This is a genomic window from Streptococcus oralis, assembly GCF_026782235.1.
Taxonomy (GTDB): Bacteria; Bacillota; Bacilli; order Lactobacillales; family Streptococcaceae; genus Streptococcus; species Streptococcus oralis_CC.
Genome location: NZ_JAKUWE010000002.1, coordinates 572,074 through 591,898 on the forward strand (window position 1 = coordinate 572,074; position 19,825 = coordinate 591,898).

A 19,825-nucleotide genomic window follows, 5' to 3' on the forward strand; every position below is an offset into this window, starting at 1 on the left:
AGTAACCTCCTAAAGTGAATAGGCTTTTTTGTTGGCTTGCCCCATCTTGCGACCAAATTGGGCGACAGGGAAGCAAAGGGCAAAGTAGAGTAGGGCGGCACCTAGAAATGCAGGGATGTAGTTTCCGTTGAGCGCCGACCAAGACTTGGTCACAAACATCAAGTCCACTCCAGAGATGATCGCAACCGTTGAAGTATTCTTGATAAGGTTAACGATTTGGTTGGTCAAAGGAGGGAGAATGATACGGAAGGCCTGAGGCAAGATAATCAAGCGCATAGCACTGATATAGGAAAAACCTTGCGACAATGCGGCCTCCATCTGACCACTAGGAATAGACTGAATCCCTGAACGAATAACCTCAGCAATATAGGCACCGTGATAAAGTCCGACGCAGAGAACAGCTGTCCAATAAATTGGAATCATGATGGTGTGATCACTGATAAGGGGTAGGCCATAAAAAACAATAACAAACTGTACCAAGAGAGGGGTATTTTGGTAAAATTCGACAAAGATACGAGCCAAAATCCTTAAAATTTGATGTTTGCTAGTTGATAGGACTCCAAAGATGATTCCTAAGACCATAGCTAGGATAAAGGAACCAACCGCTAGGGCAAGAGTGAAGAGGAAACCATTGAAAAATTGTCCAAAATCCTGAAAATAGGCTGTCCAAGATGATAAATCTGTCATGGGGTGTCCTCCTTAATCTGCGGTATGGCTAGATGGTTTGAGCTTGTAACGGTCATAGAGTTTCTGCAAACTACCATCCTTGCTCCATTTAGTGATCAAGGTATCAAGATAGTCGTTTAGCTCGGTATTTGACTTCTTGGTGACGATACCGTAGTCAGATGGCTTAAAACTATCATCTAGCAGTTCTGTTCGTTTACTAGTGTAGCCAGACAGGATAGAGCGGTCAACGGAAAAGGCATCAATACGGTGAGCGTGAAGGGAAGTAATCAATTCTGGGTAGGAACCAAGTTCGACGAATTTAAAGGTTAGACCTTTCTTTTTGCCCAGTTCACTAATCAAGCGCTGGGTAATGGATCCTTGGGCAACTCCTATGGTTTTGCCGTTTAGATCCTCAATGCTTTGGATGTTGGCAGATTTGTTGACCAAAAAGCCAGAAGCATCCGTATAGTAGGGACTGGTGAAGTTGTATAGTTTTTTACGTTCGTCTGTGATAGTGAAAGTTGCGATATCCATATCGACCTGTTCATTGTCTAGAAGGGGGCCGCGGGTTTGAGCGGTAACTGGAACGTAGCGAATCTTGACCTTAAGTTCGTCCGCAATCATCTTGGCCAGGTCCGTTTCGATACCAGAATAAGTCCCTTTCTTGGGATCCTTGTAGCCGAAATTGGGAACGTCTTGTTTGACACCGACAACTAGTTCACCTCTTTTTTGAATGTCTGCGACACTGGTGTCGGCCTGGACTGGTTTGGCAGCAACAAGGCTGAAAAGTCCAATTAATAATGCGGATAAAAAGAATTTCTTTTTCATAGGCGCCTCCTTATTTGACTTTGTCCCTTTCGTGGTTGATAATTTTGCTGAGGAATTGTTGGGCACGGGGTTCGCTTGGATTGTCGAAAAAGTCATCGACATCTGTCGTATCCACCAAAACTTCTCCGTCGGCCATAAAGATGATACGGTCCGCAACCTCTCGAGCAAAGCCCATTTCGTGGGTAACGATGATCATGTTCATCCCGTCATGTGCCAGTTTTTGCATAACTGCTAGAACATCTCCGATAGTCTCAGGATCAAGAGCAGATGTTGGCTCATCAAAGAGGAGGAGTTCGGGATGCATAGCGAGTCCGCGAGCGATGGCAATCCGTTGTTTTTGTCCACCAGATAGCATGGCTGGATAGGAATCTTTCTTGTCCCACATATTTACAAATTTCAGATATTTTTGGGCTGTTTTTTCAGCTTCTTTTTTATCAATTCCTAGAACTTTAATGGGCGCAAGTGTCACATTTTCTAACACCGTTTTGTGTGGATAAAGGTTAAAATGTTGAAAAACCATGCCGACTTCCTTACGAAGAGGAACTAAATCTTTCTGGCTAGCACCTGCGACTTGGTGTCCATTGACTAGGAGACTTCCTTTGTCAACAGCCTCCAAACCATTGATCGTACGGATAAGAGTGGACTTCCCAGAGCCAGAAGGTCCAAGCAGGACAACAACTTGTCCTTTTTCAAAACGGAGATTGATCTCGCGGAGTGCGTGATAGTCTCCGTAATATTTTTCGACGTTTTTAAATTCTACTAAAGCCATGAGAGATCTCCTTTGTGTTAGATTTTATAACATGATTCTACACCAAAAGAGTGTTCTTGTCAAATCATATCTGAAAAAAATTCACTAAAATGTTATAAAAAAGCAATCTGAATAGAGAAAATGCCTAAATCATGTTATAATGAAACGATAGAATTCTTAGAAAGAGTGGATGTTTTTTTGATAACTCCTACTTATGAATGGCAGTTTGCCCCGCAGGTTGAAGATGCGGATTTTACAAAGATAGCCAAGAAGGCTGGACTGGGTCCTGAGGTGGCTCGGTTATTATTTGAAAGAGGGATTCAGGATGAAGAAAGTCTAAAGAAGTTTTTAGAACCTTCTTTAGAGGACTTACATGACCCCTATCTGCTCCATGATATGGACAAGGCAGTGGAACGGATTCGTCAGGCCATTGAAGAAGGGGAAAACATTCTCATCTATGGAGACTACGATGCGGATGGTATGACTTCAGCTTCGATTGTGAAGGAAAGTTTGGAACAGCTTGGCGCCGAGTGCCGAGTTTATCTGCCAAATCGTTTTACCGATGGCTATGGTCCCAATGCCAGTGTCTATAAATACTTTATCGAGCAAGAGGGAATTTCCTTGATTGTGACAGTGGACAATGGGGTTGCAGGTCATGAAGCCATTGAATTGGCCCAGTCTATGGGAGTGGATGTCATTGTGACCGACCACCATTCCATGCCGGAAACTCTTCCTGATGCCTATGCGATTGTTCACCCCGAGCATCCAGATGCGGACTATCCTTTCAAATATCTAGCTGGTTGCGGAGTGGCTTTCAAGCTGGCTTGCGCCCTTTTAGAAGAAGTGCAAGTTGAACTACTGGATTTGGTTGCTATCGGAACTATTGCCGATATGGTGAGTTTGACGGATGAAAACCGTATCATGGTTCAATATGGTCTGGAAATGTTGGGGCATACTCAGCGCATCGGTCTGCAAGAAATGCTGGACATGGCTGGGATTGCTGCTAACGAAGTGACAGAAGAAACGGTTGGCTTTCAGATTGCCCCTCGTTTAAATGCCTTGGGGCGCTTGGACGATCCTAATCCCGCCATTGATTTGTTGACTGGCTTTGATGATGAGGAAGCGAACGAGATTGCCCTCATGATTCATCAGAAAAACGAAGAGCGCAAGGAAATCGTTCAGTCAATCTATGAAGAAGCTAAGACCATGGTGGATCCTGAAAAGAAGGTCCAGGTTTTGGCTAAGGAAGGCTGGAATCCTGGCGTTCTGGGTATCGTTGCTGGTCGTTTGTTGGAAGAACTAGGGCAGACAGTCATCGTTCTTAATATAGAAGAAGGTCGTGCCAAGGGCAGTGCTCGTAGCGTGGAAGCTGTCGATATTTTTGAAGCCTTGGATCCTCATCGAGACCTCTTTATCGCCTTTGGCGGCCATGCTGGTGCAGCAGGAATGACACTGGATGTTGAGAAACTTTCAGATTTATCTCAGGTTTTGGAAGATTATGTCTGTGAAAAAGGCGCAGATGCTAGCGGCAAGAATAAGTTAAATCTAGATGAAGAGCTAGACTTGGAGATGCTTAGCTTGGAAACGGTCAAAAGTTTTGAACGCTTGGCACCTTTTGGAATGGACAATCAGAAACCTGTCTTTTATATCAAGGATTTTCAGGTTGAAAGTGCTCGTACAATGGGAGCAGGCAATGCCCATCTCAAACTAAAGATCTCCAAGGGTGAGGCGAGTTTTGAAGTGGTAGCCTTCGGACAAGGTAGATGGGCGACAGAGTTTGCTCAAACAAAAAAACTTGAATTGGCAGTCACCTTGTCTGTCAATCAATGGAATGGGCAAACTGCCCTCCAGTTGATGATGGTGGATGCGCGTGTGGAAGGTGTTCAACTCTTTAACATTCGTGGGAAGAATGCAGTCTTGCCAGAAGGGGTTCCGGTCTTGGATTTCCCTGGAAAAGTGCCAGATTTGGCGAATAGTGATGCTGTGGTTGTGAAGAATATTCCTGAAGATATTACCTTGCTGAAGACCATTTTTCAGGAGCAACATTTCTCTGCAGTCTATTTCAAAAATGACATTGACAAAGCCTATTATCTGACAGGTTATGGGACCAGAGAGCAGTTTGCCAAATTGTATAGGACTATTTACCAGTTCCCAGAGTTTGATATTCGCTACAAGTTGAAAGATTTGGCGGTTTATCTCAATATCCAACAAATCTTGCTGGTCAAGATGATCCAAGTATTTGAAGAGCTAGGTTTTGTGACGATCAAAGATGGCGTTATGACAGTCAATAAAGAAGCGCCGAAAAGGGGGATTGCTGAAAGTCAGATTTACCAAAATCTCAAACAGATCGTTAAAGACCAAGAAATGATGGCGCTGGGTACCGTGCAAGAAATGTATGACTTTTTGATGGAAAAAGAATAGAAGTTAGGAAAGAGTTGGGTAACCAGCTCTTTTTTGAAAACAAATCTTCGTTTTGAAAATCATCAAAAAAATGGTATAATGGTAGGAAAAGATTCGGCTGAAAGTTTTAGAACTTTTAGAATAAGAGGGTAAACCTACCCTATAATCAAGATAAATTAAGTTTCGGAGGGAAAATGAGTAATATCAGTTTAACAACACTAGGTGGTGTACGAGAAAATGGGAAAAATATGTACATCGCTGAAATTGATGAATCTATCTTTGTTTTGGATGCAGGGCTTAAATACCCTGAAAATGAACAACTAGGGGTTGATGTCGTCATTCCAAACATGGACTACCTTTTTGAAAATAGCGACCGTATCGCAGGGGTCTTCTTGACCCACGGACATGCGGATGCCATTGGTGCCCTACCTTATCTCTTGGCAGAGGCTAAGGTGCCTGTGTTTGGTTCTGAGTTGACCATTGAGTTGGCGAAACTCTTTGTCAAAGGAAATGATACGGTTAAGAAATTCAATGACTTCCATGTGATTGATGAAAACACGGAGATTGACTTTGGGGGAACGGTGGTTTCCTTCTTCCGTACGACTCACTCCATCCCGGAAAGCCTGGGAGTTATGTTAAAAACACCAAAAGGGAACATTGTTTACACAGGCGACTTCAAATTTGACCAGACGGCTAGTGAATCCTATGCGACGGATTTTGCGCGTTTAGCCGAAATCGGCCGTGACGGTGTCTTGGCACTTCTCAGTGATTCTGCGAATGCAGACAGCAATATCCAGGTGGCGAGCGAGAGTGAAGTTGGGGATGAAATTACCCAAACCATCGCTGACTGGGACGGTCGTATCATCGTTGCAGCAGTTGCCAGCAACCTTTCTCGTATCCAGCAGGTTTTTGATGCGGCTGCGGAGACTGGTCGCCGAGTCGTTTTGACTGGATTTGATGTTGAAAATATCGTTCGTACAGCGATTCGTCTCAAAAAATTGTCTCTAGCTAATGAAAGTCTCTTGATTAAACCAAAAGAAATGTCTCGTTTTGAAGACCATGAGTTGATTATCCTAGAGACAGGTCGTATGGGTGAACCCATCAATGGACTTCGCAAGATGTCCGTTGGGCGCCACCGTTATGTAGAAATCAAGGATGGGGACTTGGTTTATATTGTAACAACTCCATCCACCGCCAAAGAAGCGGTTGTGGCTCGCGTTGAAAATATGATTTACCAAGCTGGTGGTGTGGTAAAACTCATTACCCAGAGTTTGCGAGTATCCGGACACGGAAATGCGCGTGATTTGCAGTTGATGATCAATCTTTTGCAACCGAAATATCTTTTCCCTGTACAAGGGGAGTACCGTGAGTTGGATGCGCATGCCAAGGCTGCCATGGCAGTTGGAATGTTGCCAGAGCGCATTTTCATCCCTAAAAAGGGAACGACCATGTCCTATGAACATGGAGACTTCGTCCCAGCTGGAGCAGTTTCTGCAGGCGATGTTATGATTGATGGAAATGCCATTGGTGATGTTGGGAATGTCGTTCTTCGCGACCGTAAGGTCTTGTCAGAGGATGGAATATTTATCGTGGCCATCACTGTTAACCGTCGTGAGAAGAAGATTGTGGCTAAGGCTCGTGTTCATACGCGTGGATTTATCTACCTTAAGAAGAGTCGCGATATTCTCCGTGAAAGTTCCGAATTGATTAACCAAACGGTAGAAGAGTATCTTCAAGGTGATGACTTTGACTGGGCAGATCTCAAAGGCAAGGTTCGTGACAATCTGACCAAGTACCTCTTTGATCAAACCAAGCGTCGCCCAGCAATCTTGCCAGTCGTGATGGAAGCAAAATAATAAGCAGAATACCTACAGAAAAAGTCGAAATTCGGCTTTTTCTTATAGAATAGTAAAAGGAGAAAACCATGGCAGTTATGAATATTGAGTATTACTCAGAAGTTTTGGATATGGAGTGGGGTGTTACCGTACTCTATCCGGATGCCAGTCGGGTGACTGAACCAGATTGCACAGATATTCCTGTCCTTTATCTTTTGCACGGAATGTCAGGAAATCAAAATAGCTGGCTCAAACGTACCAATGTCGAACGCTTGTTGCGCGGGACCAATCTCATTGTCATCATGCCCAACACTAGCAATGGCTGGTACACAGATACTCAGTATGGCTATAACTACTATACAGCTCTAGCAGAAGAACTCCCCCAAGTCATGAAACGTTTCTTCCCCAATATGACCAGCAAGCGAGAAAAGACCTTTATAGCAGGTCTCTCCATGGGAGGATATGGTTCCTTCAAACTCGCTCTATCGACAAATCGTTTTTCTCATGCGGCTAGTTTTTCTGGTGCGCTCAGTTTTCAAGAATTTTCTCCTGAAAGTCAGGATCTGGGATCGCTTGCCTACTGGAGAGGAGTTTTTGGAGAAATCAAAGACTGGACAGCTAGTCCTCATTCGCTTGAAAGCATGGCTACAAAATCCGATAAAAAGACCAAACTATGGGCTTGGTGTGGGGAACAAGACTATCTTTACTCTGCCAATAATCTCGCAGTGAAAAACCTCAAAAAGCTTGGTTTTGAGGTGACCTATAGTCATAGTTCAGGTAAGCACGAGTGGTACTACTGGGAAAAACAATTGGAACGTTTTTTAGCTACTCTACCAATTGACTTTGTCTTGGAAGAACGCTTATCTTAGTTTTAGGTTTCTTTCAGTTTTCTTCAGTAAAATAGAGAATCTATCTTGGTCAAGGAGAATGTGATTTCAAGATAGGTTCTTATTTTTATGAAAGGTGGGACGTCATGTTCTGGATTATTCGATTATTCTTCCGATTTCTTTTGGGAATTTGGCGTTTCTTCTGGCGTCTGGTTTGGACTGTAGTTGTTCTACTACTCATTGCTTTTGGAGTGGTTTGGTATCTGACAGGTGATTTTCATTCTGCGGTCAATCAGGTTGAAAAAATGAGCCAGATTGGTCAAGGTGGCTGGAATCAATGGAAGGAGACGGGAACGCTGGAAGTCTTGTCTCAGACAGACAGTCACCAACATGCAGAAGGCAAGTGGGCCCAGGCCTCGGCTCGCATCTATATTGAATCTCAAATGGATGAGACCTTTCAAGGTGCCTATGCAGAAGCTATAAAAAACTGGAATCAAACGGGAGCCTTTACCTTTGAGGTGGTTGCGGATCCTAGCCAGGCAGATATTGTGGCAAGTGAGATGAATGATGGATCGACTGCTGTAGCAGGTCAAGCCGAGAGCCAAACCAATTTGTTAACCAAACAATTTATATCTGTAACGGTTCGCCTGAATCACTATTATCTATCCAATCCAAGTTATGGTTATTCTTATGAACGAATCGTGCACACGGCGGAGCACGAGCTGGGACATGCCATCGGATTGGATCACACCAACGAGACTTCTGTCATGCAGCCGGCAGGTTCCTACTATGGGATTCAGCCTCGGGATGTGAAAGCTGTTCAAGAACTCTATACTAGTAGCGACTAGATGAAGTCGGTGCAATCCGAAAAGAAATCAAAGATCCTCCATCAAGTGATTGGTGGGGCTTTTTGTTCGTCCTGTTACGGCCTTTTTGCTATAATAGAACTATGAATAACTTGATCAAATCAAAACTAGAGCTCCTGCCGACCAGCCCTGGTTGTTACATTCACAAGGATAAAAATGGCACCATTATTTATGTAGGAAAGGCTAAAAATCTGCGCAACCGTGTGCGCTCCTATTTCCGTGGCAGTCATGATACCAAGACAGAAGCTCTGGTATCTGAGATTGTGGATTTTGAATTTATCGTCACTGAGTCCAATATTGAGGCGCTTCTCCTAGAAATTAACCTGATCAAGGAGAATAAACCTAAATATAATATCATGCTCAAGGATGATAAGTCTTATCCCTTCATCAAAATCACCAATGAGCGTTATCCTCGATTGATTATCACCCGTCAGGTCAAAAAGGACGGTGGTCTCTACTTTGGCCCTTATCCAGATGTGGGGGCAGCCAATGAAATCAAACGACTACTGGATCGGATTTTCCCTTTTCGGAAATGTACCAATCCGCCGTCTAAGGTTTGTTTCTATTACCATATCGGCCAGTGTATGGCCCACACCATCTGTAAAAAAGATGAGGCCTATTTCAAGTCCATGGCTCAGGAGGTTTCTGACTTCTTAAAAGGGCAGGATGACAAAATCATCGACGAACTCAAGGGTAAAATGGCAGTAGCAGCACAAAGTATGGAGTTTGAACGGGCAGCGGAATACCGTGACCTGATTCAGGCGATTGGCACTCTGCGGACTAAGCAACGGGTCATGGCAAAGGATCTCCAAAATCGAGATGTCTTTGGCTACTATGTGGACAAGGGTTGGATGTGTGTCCAGGTTTTCTTTGTTCGTCAGGGGAAACTCATTGAGCGGGACGTCAACCTCTTCCCTTACTACAATGATCCGGATGAGGACTTCTTGACCTATGTGGGACAATTCTATCAAGAAAAATCCCACCTGGTTCCCAATGAAGTATTGATTCCACAGGATATTGACGAAGAAGCGGTCAAGGCCTTGGTGGATACCAAGATTCTCAAACCCCAGCGTGGAGAGAAAAGACAGCTGGTCAATCTAGCCATAAAAAATGCCCGTGTTAGTCTGGAGCAGAAGTTCAATCTGCTAGAAAAATCTGTCGAAAAGACTCAAGGAGCTATTGAAAATCTGGGGCGCTTGCTCCAAATCCCGACCCCAGTACGTATCGAGTCCTTCGATAACTCCAACATCATGGGGACCAGTCCTGTTTCAGCTATGGTGGTTTTTGTCAACGGTAAACCAAGTAAAAAAGACTACCGTAAGTACAAGATAAAAACGGTTGTTGGTCCAGACGATTATGCCAGTATGCGAGAGGTTATTCGCAGACGTTATAGCCGAGTTCAGCGTGATGGTTTAACCCCGCCAGATTTGATTGTCATCGATGGGGGACAAGGTCAGGTCAATATCGCTAAGCAGGTTATTCAAGAAGAGCTAGGTTTGGACATTCCAATTGCAGGTCTGCAAAAGAATGACAAGCACCAAACCCATGAACTGCTCTTTGGAGATCCACTGGAAGTGGTGGAGTTATCTCGCAATTCTCAGGAATTTTTCTTGCTTCAACGTATCCAAGATGAGGTACACCGCTTTGCTATCACTTTCCACCGCCAACTGCGCTCCAAAAATTCTTTTTCATCTCAATTGGATGGGATTGACGGTCTGGGACCTAAACGCAAACAGAATCTCATGAAGCATTTTAAATCTCTCACTAAAATCAAGGAAGCCAGTGTGGATGAAATTGTCGAAGTTGGGGTGCCAAGAGCAGTCGCAGAAGCTGTTCAGAGAAAGTTGAACCCTCAGGAAGAAGTGGAGTTGGCTCAAGTAGCGGAAGAGAGAGTAGATTACCAAACGGAAGGAAACTATCATGAACCATAAAATCGCAATTTTATCAGATATTCATGGCAATGCAACGGCACTAGAAGCAGTGGTTGCAGATGCTAAAGCTCACGGAGTCACTGAATATTGGCTTCTGGGAGATATTTTTCTACCTGGTCCAGGTGCAAATGACTTGGTCGCTCTGTTAAAGGAACTTCCTATCACTGCAAGTGTTCGAGGCAATTGGGATGATTGTGTCCTTGAGGCTTTAGATGGGCAATATGGCTTAGAAGACCCACAGGAAGTCCAGCTCATGCGATTAACCCAGTTTTTGATGGAGCGAATGAATCCTGCAACGATTGTCTGGCTACGAAACTTACCTATGCTAGAAAAGAAAGAAGTTGATGGACTGCGCTTTTCTCTTTCTCATAATTTGCCAAATAAGAACTATGGTGGCGACTTGTCTGTTGGGAATAACACAGATAAATTTGACCAACTCCTAGATGAGGAAACGGACGTGGCAGTCTATGGTCATGTCCACAAGCAGTTGCTTCGTTATGGCAGTCAAGGGCAACAAATCATCAATCCAGGGTCGATTGGCATGCCCTATTTTAATTGGGAGGCGTTAAAAAATCACCGTGCCCAGTATGCCGTGATAGAAGTGGAAGATGGAGAATTGGTAAACATTTTATTCCGAAAAGTTTCTTATGATTATGAAGCAGAGTTAGAATTGGCCAAGTCCAAGGGGCTTCCCTTTATCGAAATGTATGAAGAGTTGAGACGCGAGGATAACTATCGGGGGCATAATTTGGAACTTTTGGCTAGTTTAATCGAAAAGCATGGGTATGTAGAGGATGTAAAAGATTATTTTGATTTTTTGTAAAGTTAGAAATAAAATGGACGCTCTTATTTGGAAGTGAGGTTTGTAGTCGAATTGCTTAGAAAAGATGGCTTAGCTAAAGTTTGACATTGAAATTATTTTGTTATAAAATGAACTCAATTCTTAATATAAAGGGGAAAATTATGAAGAAAATTATTACAGCCAGTATGGCTCTTTTATCTGTTGTTGTTTTAGCGGCATGTTCAGGGAAAACAACGTCTGATTCTTCGACTAAGAAGGCTTCAAGCTCTGTAGAACAAACTTCTTCTTCAGAGACTTCATCAACAACGTCTAGTTCAAAGACAGAAAATAATGAGGTTGTTTTGATCACCGATGAAGAAATTGACAATGCTAAAACTGTTGGAGATGTGAAGAAAGTCTTTGGTAAACTAGTCGACAATTATAAAAAGCATGCAGTTGAAATTGGGGAAAAAATTCCAGAGAGTGGAAAAGAAGCATATAACGCCCAAGTTGAACCAGCACTTAAGTCTATGGAGACTGTAAGAGAGTCATTTAACGAAAGCCTTTCAAGTATTGGTTCTGATGATACAGTAGTGCCAGAACAAACGCGTACTCTATTTGTTCAACAGTTGAAAACTGGACGTGACACAATGAAGAAAGCGCTGGAAGCGGCTTATAAAGCAGTTGCTCCATACACATCTGGTCAATAATATGAGAAAGTAGGTGAGTTATCACCTGCTTTTTGATTTGTTTAAATCCAAAACGATACCTACTTAAATAGCTTCAAATTAATAGTAGAGAGTTTGAAAGAAGTACTAACTCTATGAAAGATCTCTGCAAGCTCTTTCAAAACATGGTAGACTGGAAGCAGTAGAATTAGAAAATAAAATCGCGATTGAACCATGCTAATCTTGAATTCAATGCCCAAGACCAGAACGGCTATTGGTTCTATAATATAAGGTAATTAAGACCAAGTTGCTTTATAGAATGATATAAGGAGGTGTGTTAATGAATAAGCATAAAAAATGGGGTATTATTGCTTTAGTAATCTGTATTATAGGAGGAGTTGTAATGTTTAGTTTGAATCAACAAAAAGAAAAGACATTGGAAGAGAAAATGAGAATCGAACAGGATAGGATGGCACTATTTGTGGTTAATAGAGTAAAATTAAAAACACAGAATCCGATTGAAACTATAGAATTCATAGAATTCAGAAAAAATGAAACAACAGGAACCTGGCGAATAACACTTGTAATTAATGGAGGGGCGACAATATCCCTATCAGAGGATGCTTTTGGGGATGTTATACGGACATCTGGATATTATTTAGAAGACATGTATGTTGACGAGGCGGATATTCCCTATACAAAGACAATTGATAATATAAAAATTAGTTATCTAATCTAATAGTAGTATAGAGATGAGATATGATATAATAAACGGAAATGGATTGAGGGGAAATTATGGTTAAAATAAGCAATAATATATTAGGAATAGTCTATATCATTTCTTACCTATGTCTTCTTTATTGTCTCTGGTTGTGGAATGGTCCAACGTTCCTTTTTTTGACATTTATTTTCTGGGGTCTTCCCTTGTTGATAATAATCCTTCCCTTATTAGGTATCTGGATATTTACAAACTTGAAATCCCTGGTTTTGATTGGTTATGTGGCAAGTTTATTGAACAGTTATTATCTTTATTTGGTTCTTAGAAACTTTCATTTGGAGAGGATTACTGATACAGCAGGACATAAAATTCCATTATCACCGTGGTTATCTATTGCAATTATTGTGGTTGATTGTTTGTTTTTATCAGTAGCTACATTGGGATTTTATAAAAACTTCATCTTACCTTTCTTTAAAAAGAATGACGTAGACAAGGAGTTACTATGAAAAAACGAATCAAAATGAGTATCATCACTTTAGTAATCTGTATTATAGGAGGAATTGTAATGTTTGGTTTGAATCAACAAAAAGAAAAAACATTGGAAGAGAAAATGAGAATCGAACAGGATAGGATGATATTGTATTTAGTTAATCATTATGAAAAGGTTGAGAAGATTGAGTTCACAAGTTTTCAACAGAATAAATTAACAGGAACTTGGACTTCTAATGCCATTGTCAATGACGAAATATTTGTCACTTTTTCTGTTCAAAACTTGATGACAGAGGATGAAATAGGTTTTGGACAGCATATTAGTCAAAGTAATGGGAATAAATTAATAGAAAGAGAGAATCCGGAAGTAATAAATAGCGATTCACTTATGTCAAATATAACAGTTATTTATTGGGTGAGATAATATGATTACGGATAAAAGTTTTAATTATTTAGTTGATCAAGTATATGAAGTTGATAAAAATAAAAATTCAACTCCATGGAAAGCAGGAGATGAGTTAAGAAAGGATTCGCAATCTTTTCGAGTTCTTAGTGCAAAAGACAACACTTCCAAGGGTATGCAGTCTCGTTCAGGACTAAATTCTGCGAAAGTAGTAGATTCTCAGTTTGTGATGGTGCTGGATTATGCTAATGTTAGTTAAAACAGCTATTTATATTATACTATAAGGTAATTGGGCTAGTTACTTTACAGGATAATATAAGGAGGTATGTTAATGAATAAGCGTAAAAAATGGGGTATTATTGCTTTAGTAATCTGTATTATAGGAGGAATCGTGATGTTTAGTTTAAATCACCAGAAAGAAAAAACGTTGGAAGAGAAAATGAGAATCGAACAGGATAGGGTAGCAAAGTTTTTAGTTAGTAACTATGATTTAGCTGATGGACAAAAGATTGAGAGAGTGAAGTTTGTTGAATTTCAAAGAAATGAAAGCACCGGGAGTTGGAGGATTACTGCTAAAGTAAATGATCAATATGATATATCTGTCAAAATAGATTCTTTAAATGAGAATGGGAAAATAAGAAGTTCTAATTATTCACCAACAGAATTCATAAAGAGAGAACACAAAGAAGAAGCCGGGTATGATATAGCAGTAAAAATTATCTGCATAGAGGAGAGATAACTATATGGTTACAGAAGAAGATTATAGATATATAGTAGACGATGTTTACGATGTTGACTCTGGTAAGGTGAGTAATCCTATTCAGGAGGGACGATTAGTTGCAAACGATGGGTTTAAAGTAATCTCTAACCCCATAGACAACACTTCCAACGGTATGCAGGCAATGGCGGTTGCTCCTGTAGATAAAAATGGGAATGTGGATTATAGTCATGTAGTAATTGCCTATGCAGGGACGAATAAAGATGACATAAAGGATCTTGGTACGGATGTATGGTCTTTGGGGCTTGGGAGGGATAAACTACAGTCTCGTTCAGGATTAAATTCTGCGAAAGTAGTAGATTCTCAGTTTGTGACAGCTTTGAATTATGCCAATGTTAAGTAAAAAAGCCATTTATGTTATACTATAAGGTAATTGAGGCTAGTTATTTTATAGAATAATATAAGGAGGTGTGTTAATGAATAAGCGCAAAAAATGGGGTATTATTACTTTAGTAATCTGTGTAATAGGAGGAATCGTGATGTTTAGTTTAAATCATCCAAATGGTAAAATTTTTGAGAATAAATTAACTTTGACAAAAACGCAACAGGATAATGTTGTTAAAGGAATAGTAAAAAATTATGATATTGATAGTATTGAGTTTTTAGAATTAAAGAAAGATATAAAAACAGGTACATATCATTTAATATTTATTATAAACGACAAGATTAAAACGGGTTTATCGGTATCACGTATTGATGAACTAAATTCAAATCTAAATAATATTGGTTTAAGTCCTATTGAAAATTTTAAAGAATTAAAAAGAGAACAACCACTTGATGAAACTAAAGAGATACTTAACTTTATAAAAGTGAAATACATAGGAGAATGATATGGGAATAACTGATGAGCAGTATAGATGGATAATTGATAAGTCATATTGGGTGGATAAAAATAAAACTGATTGTGAATATCATATAGAAGAAAACAAAACATATAATTTTAGTGATAATGATACACGACTAGGTGAATTTCGAGTTCTTAGTGCAAAAGACAACACCTCCAATGGTATGCAGGCAATGGCGGTTGCTCCTGTAGATAAAAATGGGAATGTGGATGATAGCCATGTAGTGATTGCCTATGCAGGGACGAATAAAGATGATCGGCTTGACATCCAAACAGATATCCAATCAATAGGATTTGGTGATAGACGGATGTTGTCGGATTCGGAAACAAAGACATTTAGAAAATCTCAATTTCAAACGGCTCTGAGTTTTGCGGAAGAAATCGAAAAAACTTATCCCTCTGCTAAAATCACAACTGCAGGGCATTCGCTTGGAGAGTCTCTGGCTATGTATGTTGCTTTAAAGCGAGGTTATGCCAATGTTGGGTACAACGGGCCAGATATTCATAACTTGATTTCGAAAGAAGAAATCAAGTACATGCAAGAACATCCAGAACAATTTCGTAATTACCGTCATAAGTATGATGTTATTGGCAATATTACGGGAAATACGACTCAAACAGCCATTTATCCCTACATCTATCCTACAAAAGATAACTGGGGTGACAAGCTAGAATATCATAACTTGTCCCAGTGGCGATTTGATGAGAATGGCCAGTTAGTTGATTTGGACGGAAAACGTGTCACAAATCTCAAAGTAACGGCGCTAGCAGAAGCAACAGCGGGTATGTACCGCTACCAAAAAATCAAAAGCTACCTCTCGGCAGATGGCTTGTCAAGCAAAGAAGAGATATACTTGGATAGCTTGCAGGGAATGGCTCTAGGGGAAGGAATGGCTAATGCAGCTCGAGCTGGTGCAGACGACATCAAGCACCTTCAAAAGGAGGTGGTGTCAAAAGCACAAGAACTATGGAATCAGCTTGACTTTAGTAGTTTCCAATACCTGAGTTATGATGAAGTTCTATCGACTTTTGCGTTTGCAGGTGTGACTCAGGATACGATTGTCGGTTCAGTTGAGCAAGATTTTGAGCAAATGAATCAAAAGGCTGCAAAACTAGCCACAGAGTTTGATACCCTTAACCAACAGATTATCCAAGTCATTGAGAGTAAACTAGCTACAGATAAGGAATTGGCAGGAGAATTTAGAAAATGGAACAGTCGGATTTAGTCTTTCAAAAGTTAAAAGTAAAAGAAAAAGAGTATCATGATTTGGAAGATGAGTATTTAAAGCGGAAAGCAACGTTTACGAATCAATATAATGAACTCTATGAACGTCGAGACCGCCTTGCCCGAATCGTCGAAAACGAAGCTAGCAAAATGGATGCCTTTCTTCAAAAAGGACAACACAGTTACCAAGATGGAAAACAGTTTTATAGGAGTTTACAACAATTGATGGAGGAGTCTCAGTTTGCGTGTAGGCGTAGAGAAGATGAATTGCAGTACCATGAAGAGGTGTTAGACAGAGATTATCGTAAAAAGCAAGATGAGTTAGAACGGACAATCGGAGATTTAAGGAGGTCATATGCTCGCACCATTAAATGAATATTACACAGATGAAGAATATGAATTTGCTTTACGTCAGATGTATCTCATGATGGAGAGGAATAGAATCTATACAATGGCGGCAGTAATCCTAAAGGAAAAAAATTCTTTACAAACCGATTATAAAGAAAAAGTGAGAGAAAGTGCGGAGGAAACAAAAGTCGCTATTGGGAAAATAAAATCGCAGATGGATACGGCCATAAAAGGTCAGGTAAAGAAAAAGTTGGAAGAAGTGACAACGGAGAAGCTATCTCAGTATGATTCCATTTGCTAATTTTATAGTGAGTGAATAGAATAATGACTACAAACTGCACAGAGCAGTTTGTTTTGCTCTTGCTTTTCCTATGAAAAATCTCTGCAAGCTCTTTCAAATTATGGTAGAATGGAAGCAGTAGAATTAGAAAAGGAAATCGATTATGAAATTTCTTGAATTAAATAAAAAACGTCATGCGACCAAGCATTTTACTGATAAACCGGTAGATCCCAAAGATGTGCGTACGGCTATCGAAATCGCAACCTTAGCCCCAAGTGCCCACAATAGCCAGCCATGGAAGTTTGTGGTTGTTCGTGAGAAAAATGCTGAACTGGCAAAATTAGCTTATGGTTCGAACTTTGAGCAGGTATCATCAGCGCCAGTGACCATTGCCTTGTTTACAGATACAGATCTTGCCAAACGTGCCCGCAAGATTGCCCGTGTTGGCGGCGCAAAGAATTTCTCAGAAGAGCAACTTCAATACTTTATGAAAAATTTGCCTGCCGAGTTTGCGCGTTACAATGAACAACAAGTCAGCGACTACTTGGCTCTTAATGCAGGACTAGTAGCTATGAACTTGGTTCTTGCACTGACTGACCAGGGAATTGGTTCAAACATTATCCTTGGTTTTGATAAATCAAAAGCCAATGAGGTTTTGAACATCGAAGACCGTTTCCGCCCAGAACTCTTGATTACGGTAGGTTACACAGACGAAAAATTGGAACCAAGCTACCGCTTGCCAGTAGATGAAATCATCGAGAAAAGATAGAAGGAAGAAAAAAATGACAGCAATTGATTTTACAGCAGAAGTAGAAAAACGCAAAGAAGACCTCTTGGCTGACTTGTTTAGCCTTTTGGAAATCAACTCAGAACGTGACGACAGCAAGGCTGACGCTCAGCATCTATTTGGACCTGGCCCAGTAAAAGCCTTGGAAAAATTCCTTGAAATCGCAAACCGTGACGGCTACCCAACTAAGAATGTCGATAACTATGCCGGACATTTTGAGTTTGGTGAAGGAGAAGAAGTTCTCGGAATCTTTGCCCATATGGACGTGGTGCCAGCTGGTAGCGGTTGGGACACAGACCCTTATACACCAACTATCAAAGATGGCCGCCTCTATGCGCGTGGTGCTTCAGATGACAAGGGTCCTACAACAGCTTGTTACTATGGCTTGAAAATCATCAAAGAATTGGGCCTTCCAACTTCTAAAAAAGTTCGTTTCATCGTCGGAACAGACGAAGAATCAGGCTGGGCAGACATGGATTACTACTTTGAACATGTAGGACTAGCAAAACCAGACTTCGGTTTCTCTCCAGATGCTGAATTTCCTATCATCAACGGTGAAAAAGGAAATATCACAGAATATCTTCACTTTGCGGGTGAAAATACTGGTGCTGCCCGTCTTCACAGTTTTACAGGTGGTTTACGTGAAAACATGGTACCTGAATCAGCGACAGCAGTTGTTTCAGGTGACCTGGCTGACTTGCAAGCTAAATTAGATGCCTTTGTTGAAGAGTACAAACTCAGAGGAGAAATCAAAGAAGAAAACGGCCAGTACAAGGTGACTGTGATTGGTAAATCAGCTCATGGTGCTATGCCTGCTTCAGGTGTCAATGGTGCAACCTATCTTGCCCTCTTCCTCAGTCAGTTTGACTTTGCTGGACCTGCAAAAGACTACCTCGACATTGCTGGTAAGGTTCTCTTGAATGACCATGAGGGTGAAAATCTCAAGGTTGCTCATGTTGATGAAAAGATGGGTGCCCTTTCTATGAATGCAGGTGTTTTCCGCTTTGACGAAGCAAGTGCTGACAATACCATTGCCCTCAACTTCCGTTATCCAAAAGGAACAAGTCCAGAGCAGATCAAGTCAATCCTTGAGACCTTGCCAGTTGCTTCTGTTAGCCTTTCTGAACACGGACACACGCCTCACTATGTACCGATGGAAGATCCACTTGTGCAAACCTTGTTGAATGTCTATGAAAAACAAACTGGACTTCAAGGTCATGAACAAGTCATCGGTGGTGGTACCTTCGGTCGCTTGCTAGAACGTGGGGTTGCCTACGGTGCTATGTTCCCAGACTCAATTGACACCATGCACCAAGCCAACGAATTTATCGCCTTGGACGATCTCTTCCGAGCAGCAGCAATCTATGCAGAAGCTATCTATGAATTGATCAAATAAAACGATAGAAGTCTGAGATGTTATGCTTAGACTTCTTTTTGGAGGGAAAACAGATGTCTCAAATCGAAAGAATCAAGAAAGCTATTATGGCTGATTCACAGAATGCCAGCTACACAGAACGCGGAATCGAACCTCTCTTTGCGGCACCAAAAACTGCTCGCATCAATATTGTCGGTCAAGCTCCGGGCTTTAAAACGCAAGAAGCTGGAATTTATTGGAAGGATAAGAGTGGTGATCGTCTGCGTGAGTGGCTAGGTGTAGATGAAGATACCTTTTACAATTCGGGCTTGTTTGCAGTTATTCCCATGGACTTTTATTTCCCAGGACATGGCAAATCAGGCGACCTTCCACCCCGTAAAGGCTTTGCCGAAAAATGGCACCCACAACTCCTCAAGGAATGTCCAAATATTGAATTGACCCTTTTGATTGGGCAATATGCCCAAGCCTATTATTTACATGAGAAAATCAGTGGCAAGGTAACAGAAAGGGTAAAACATTACCAGAACTACTTGCCGACCTATTTTCCACTAGTTCATCCCTCACCACGAAATCAAATCTGGATGGCTAAAAATCCTTGGTTTGAGTCAGAAGTGGTGCCAGAGTTGCAAAGAAGAATTAAAACGATTTTAGGAGAAAAAGAATGAAAGAAATTTCCTTCGATGAATTTTATCAGCTTTACCAAAATGGTCAGCTTTCTCTAGTGGACGTGAGAGAAATAGAAGAGTTCAAGATGCTTCATTTAGAAGGTGCACACAACTTACCGCTTAGTCAACTGGCTGATACTTATGAGCAGTTGGACAAGGAGCAGTTACATTATGTTATTTGTAAATCTGGGATGAGATCAGCTCGTGCTTGCCAGTTCTTAGAGGAGCATGGATATAAGGTTATCAATGTTCAAGGTGGCATGACGGCCTTTGAAAATCTTTAAAATTTTGCATTTCTCCTACTTGGTGTGTACTAGGTAGGAGAATTTTGTTTTTAGATAATTCTTATTTTTAAAAATATTG

General features: G+C 41.0%; 23 protein-coding genes. 20 read left to right on the forward strand and 3 right to left on the reverse strand.

The window, feature by feature from the left end:
- Positions 1-9: 9 nt before the first annotated feature.
- Genes MK396_RS03185 through MK396_RS03195 form a run of 3 tightly spaced genes read right to left on the reverse strand, consistent with a single transcriptional unit; the run spans position 10 to position 2,263 of the window.
- Positions 10-687: an amino acid ABC transporter permease gene (locus MK396_RS03185; RefSeq protein WP_268723633.1), complete on the reverse strand. Its 678-nt coding sequence runs from the start codon at positions 685-687 to the stop codon at positions 10-12.
- Between the two features lie 12 nt (positions 688-699).
- Positions 700-1,494, reverse strand: coding sequence for a transporter substrate-binding domain-containing protein (locus MK396_RS03190; RefSeq protein ID WP_268723634.1), 795 nt, complete (start codon positions 1,492-1,494; stop codon positions 700-702).
- A 10-nt stretch (positions 1,495-1,504) separates the two neighbouring features.
- The gene (locus MK396_RS03195) at positions 1,505-2,263 is read right to left on the reverse strand and encodes an amino acid ABC transporter ATP-binding protein (protein ID WP_268723635.1); all 759 of its coding nucleotides are present in this window, start codon (positions 2,261-2,263) and stop codon (positions 1,505-1,507) included.
- 177 nt (positions 2,264-2,440) lie between these two features.
- On the opposite strand from MK396_RS03195, the gene recJ reads away from it, so the two are divergent.
- The 20 genes from recJ (at position 2,441) to MK396_RS03295 (ending at position 19,746) form a co-directional block, all read left to right on the forward strand.
- Positions 2,441-4,663 (forward strand): single-stranded-DNA-specific exonuclease RecJ, encoded by a 2,223-nt coding sequence (gene recJ, locus MK396_RS03200; protein ID WP_268723679.1) that lies wholly within the window; start codon positions 2,441-2,443, stop codon positions 4,661-4,663.
- A 173-nt stretch (positions 4,664-4,836) separates the two neighbouring features.
- Positions 4,837-6,498: a ribonuclease J gene (locus tag MK396_RS03205; RefSeq protein WP_268723636.1), complete on the forward strand. Its 1,662-nt coding sequence runs from the start codon at positions 4,837-4,839 to the stop codon at positions 6,496-6,498.
- A 68-nt stretch (positions 6,499-6,566) separates the two neighbouring features.
- Positions 6,567-7,346 carry an alpha/beta hydrolase gene (locus MK396_RS03210; RefSeq protein WP_268723637.1) on the forward strand — a complete coding sequence of 260 codons (780 nt, stop codon included), beginning with the start codon at positions 6,567-6,569 and terminating at the stop codon, positions 7,344-7,346.
- Between the two features lie 104 nt (positions 7,347-7,450).
- Entirely contained in the window at positions 7,451-8,152 is a 702-nt protein-coding gene (locus MK396_RS03215) for a M57 family metalloprotease (RefSeq protein WP_268723638.1), read from the forward strand.
- A 101-nt stretch (positions 8,153-8,253) separates the two neighbouring features.
- A complete protein-coding gene (gene uvrC, locus MK396_RS03220; protein WP_268723639.1) occupies positions 8,254-10,101 on the forward strand; it encodes an excinuclease ABC subunit UvrC in 1,848 nt (615 codons plus the stop codon).
- Positions 10,091-10,924 carry a metallophosphoesterase family protein gene (locus tag MK396_RS03225; protein ID WP_268723640.1) on the forward strand — a complete coding sequence of 278 codons (834 nt, stop codon included), beginning with the start codon at positions 10,091-10,093 and terminating at the stop codon, positions 10,922-10,924. Before uvrC ends, MK396_RS03225 begins: the two co-directional genes overlap by 11 nt.
- A gap of 140 nt (positions 10,925-11,064) precedes the next feature.
- On the forward strand, positions 11,065-11,592 hold the full coding sequence (locus tag MK396_RS03230; protein WP_084946361.1) for a hypothetical protein: 528 nt from the start codon (positions 11,065-11,067) through the stop codon (positions 11,590-11,592).
- A 298-nt stretch (positions 11,593-11,890) separates the two neighbouring features.
- Positions 11,891-12,289 carry a hypothetical protein gene (locus MK396_RS03235; protein ID WP_125840428.1) on the forward strand — a complete coding sequence of 133 codons (399 nt, stop codon included), beginning with the start codon at positions 11,891-11,893 and terminating at the stop codon, positions 12,287-12,289.
- Positions 12,290-12,770: 481 nt separating this feature from the next.
- A complete protein-coding gene (locus MK396_RS03240; protein ID WP_268723641.1) occupies positions 12,771-13,181 on the forward strand; it encodes a hypothetical protein in 411 nt (136 codons plus the stop codon).
- 1 nt (position 13,182) lies between these two features.
- The gene (locus MK396_RS03245; RefSeq protein ID WP_268723642.1) at positions 13,183-13,419 is read left to right on the forward strand and encodes a hypothetical protein; all 237 of its coding nucleotides are present in this window, start codon (positions 13,183-13,185) and stop codon (positions 13,417-13,419) included.
- Positions 13,420-13,491: 72 nt separating this feature from the next.
- On the forward strand, positions 13,492-13,899 hold the full coding sequence (locus MK396_RS03250; RefSeq protein ID WP_268723643.1) for a hypothetical protein: 408 nt from the start codon (positions 13,492-13,494) through the stop codon (positions 13,897-13,899).
- Between the two features lie 4 nt (positions 13,900-13,903).
- The gene (locus MK396_RS03255) at positions 13,904-14,281 is read left to right on the forward strand and encodes a hypothetical protein (RefSeq protein ID WP_268723644.1); all 378 of its coding nucleotides are present in this window, start codon (positions 13,904-13,906) and stop codon (positions 14,279-14,281) included.
- A gap of 73 nt (positions 14,282-14,354) precedes the next feature.
- Positions 14,355-14,768 (forward strand): hypothetical protein, encoded by a 414-nt coding sequence (locus MK396_RS03260; RefSeq protein ID WP_268723645.1) that lies wholly within the window; start codon positions 14,355-14,357, stop codon positions 14,766-14,768.
- Position 14,769: 1 nt separating this feature from the next.
- A complete protein-coding gene (locus MK396_RS03265) occupies positions 14,770-16,008 on the forward strand; it encodes a triacylglycerol lipase (RefSeq protein WP_268723646.1) in 1,239 nt (412 codons plus the stop codon).
- The gene (locus MK396_RS03270; RefSeq protein ID WP_268723647.1) at positions 15,990-16,382 is read left to right on the forward strand and encodes a hypothetical protein; all 393 of its coding nucleotides are present in this window, start codon (positions 15,990-15,992) and stop codon (positions 16,380-16,382) included. Before MK396_RS03265 ends, MK396_RS03270 begins: the two co-directional genes overlap by 19 nt.
- Positions 16,363-16,656, forward strand: coding sequence for a hypothetical protein (locus tag MK396_RS03275; RefSeq protein ID WP_125841223.1), 294 nt, complete (start codon positions 16,363-16,365; stop codon positions 16,654-16,656). Before MK396_RS03270 ends, MK396_RS03275 begins: the two co-directional genes overlap by 20 nt.
- A gap of 142 nt (positions 16,657-16,798) precedes the next feature.
- A complete protein-coding gene (locus MK396_RS03280) occupies positions 16,799-17,404 on the forward strand; it encodes a nitroreductase family protein (protein WP_250315275.1) in 606 nt (201 codons plus the stop codon).
- Between the two features lie 13 nt (positions 17,405-17,417).
- Positions 17,418-18,818 carry a dipeptidase PepV gene (pepV, locus tag MK396_RS03285; RefSeq protein ID WP_268723648.1) on the forward strand — a complete coding sequence of 467 codons (1,401 nt, stop codon included), beginning with the start codon at positions 17,418-17,420 and terminating at the stop codon, positions 18,816-18,818.
- 53 nt (positions 18,819-18,871) lie between these two features.
- A complete protein-coding gene (locus tag MK396_RS03290) occupies positions 18,872-19,462 on the forward strand; it encodes a uracil-DNA glycosylase family protein (protein WP_268723649.1) in 591 nt (196 codons plus the stop codon).
- A complete protein-coding gene (locus MK396_RS03295) occupies positions 19,459-19,746 on the forward strand; it encodes a rhodanese-like domain-containing protein (RefSeq protein ID WP_000659136.1) in 288 nt (95 codons plus the stop codon). The genes MK396_RS03290 and MK396_RS03295 overlap by 4 nt, the downstream gene beginning before the upstream one ends.
- The last annotated feature ends 79 nt before the right edge of the window (positions 19,747-19,825 follow it).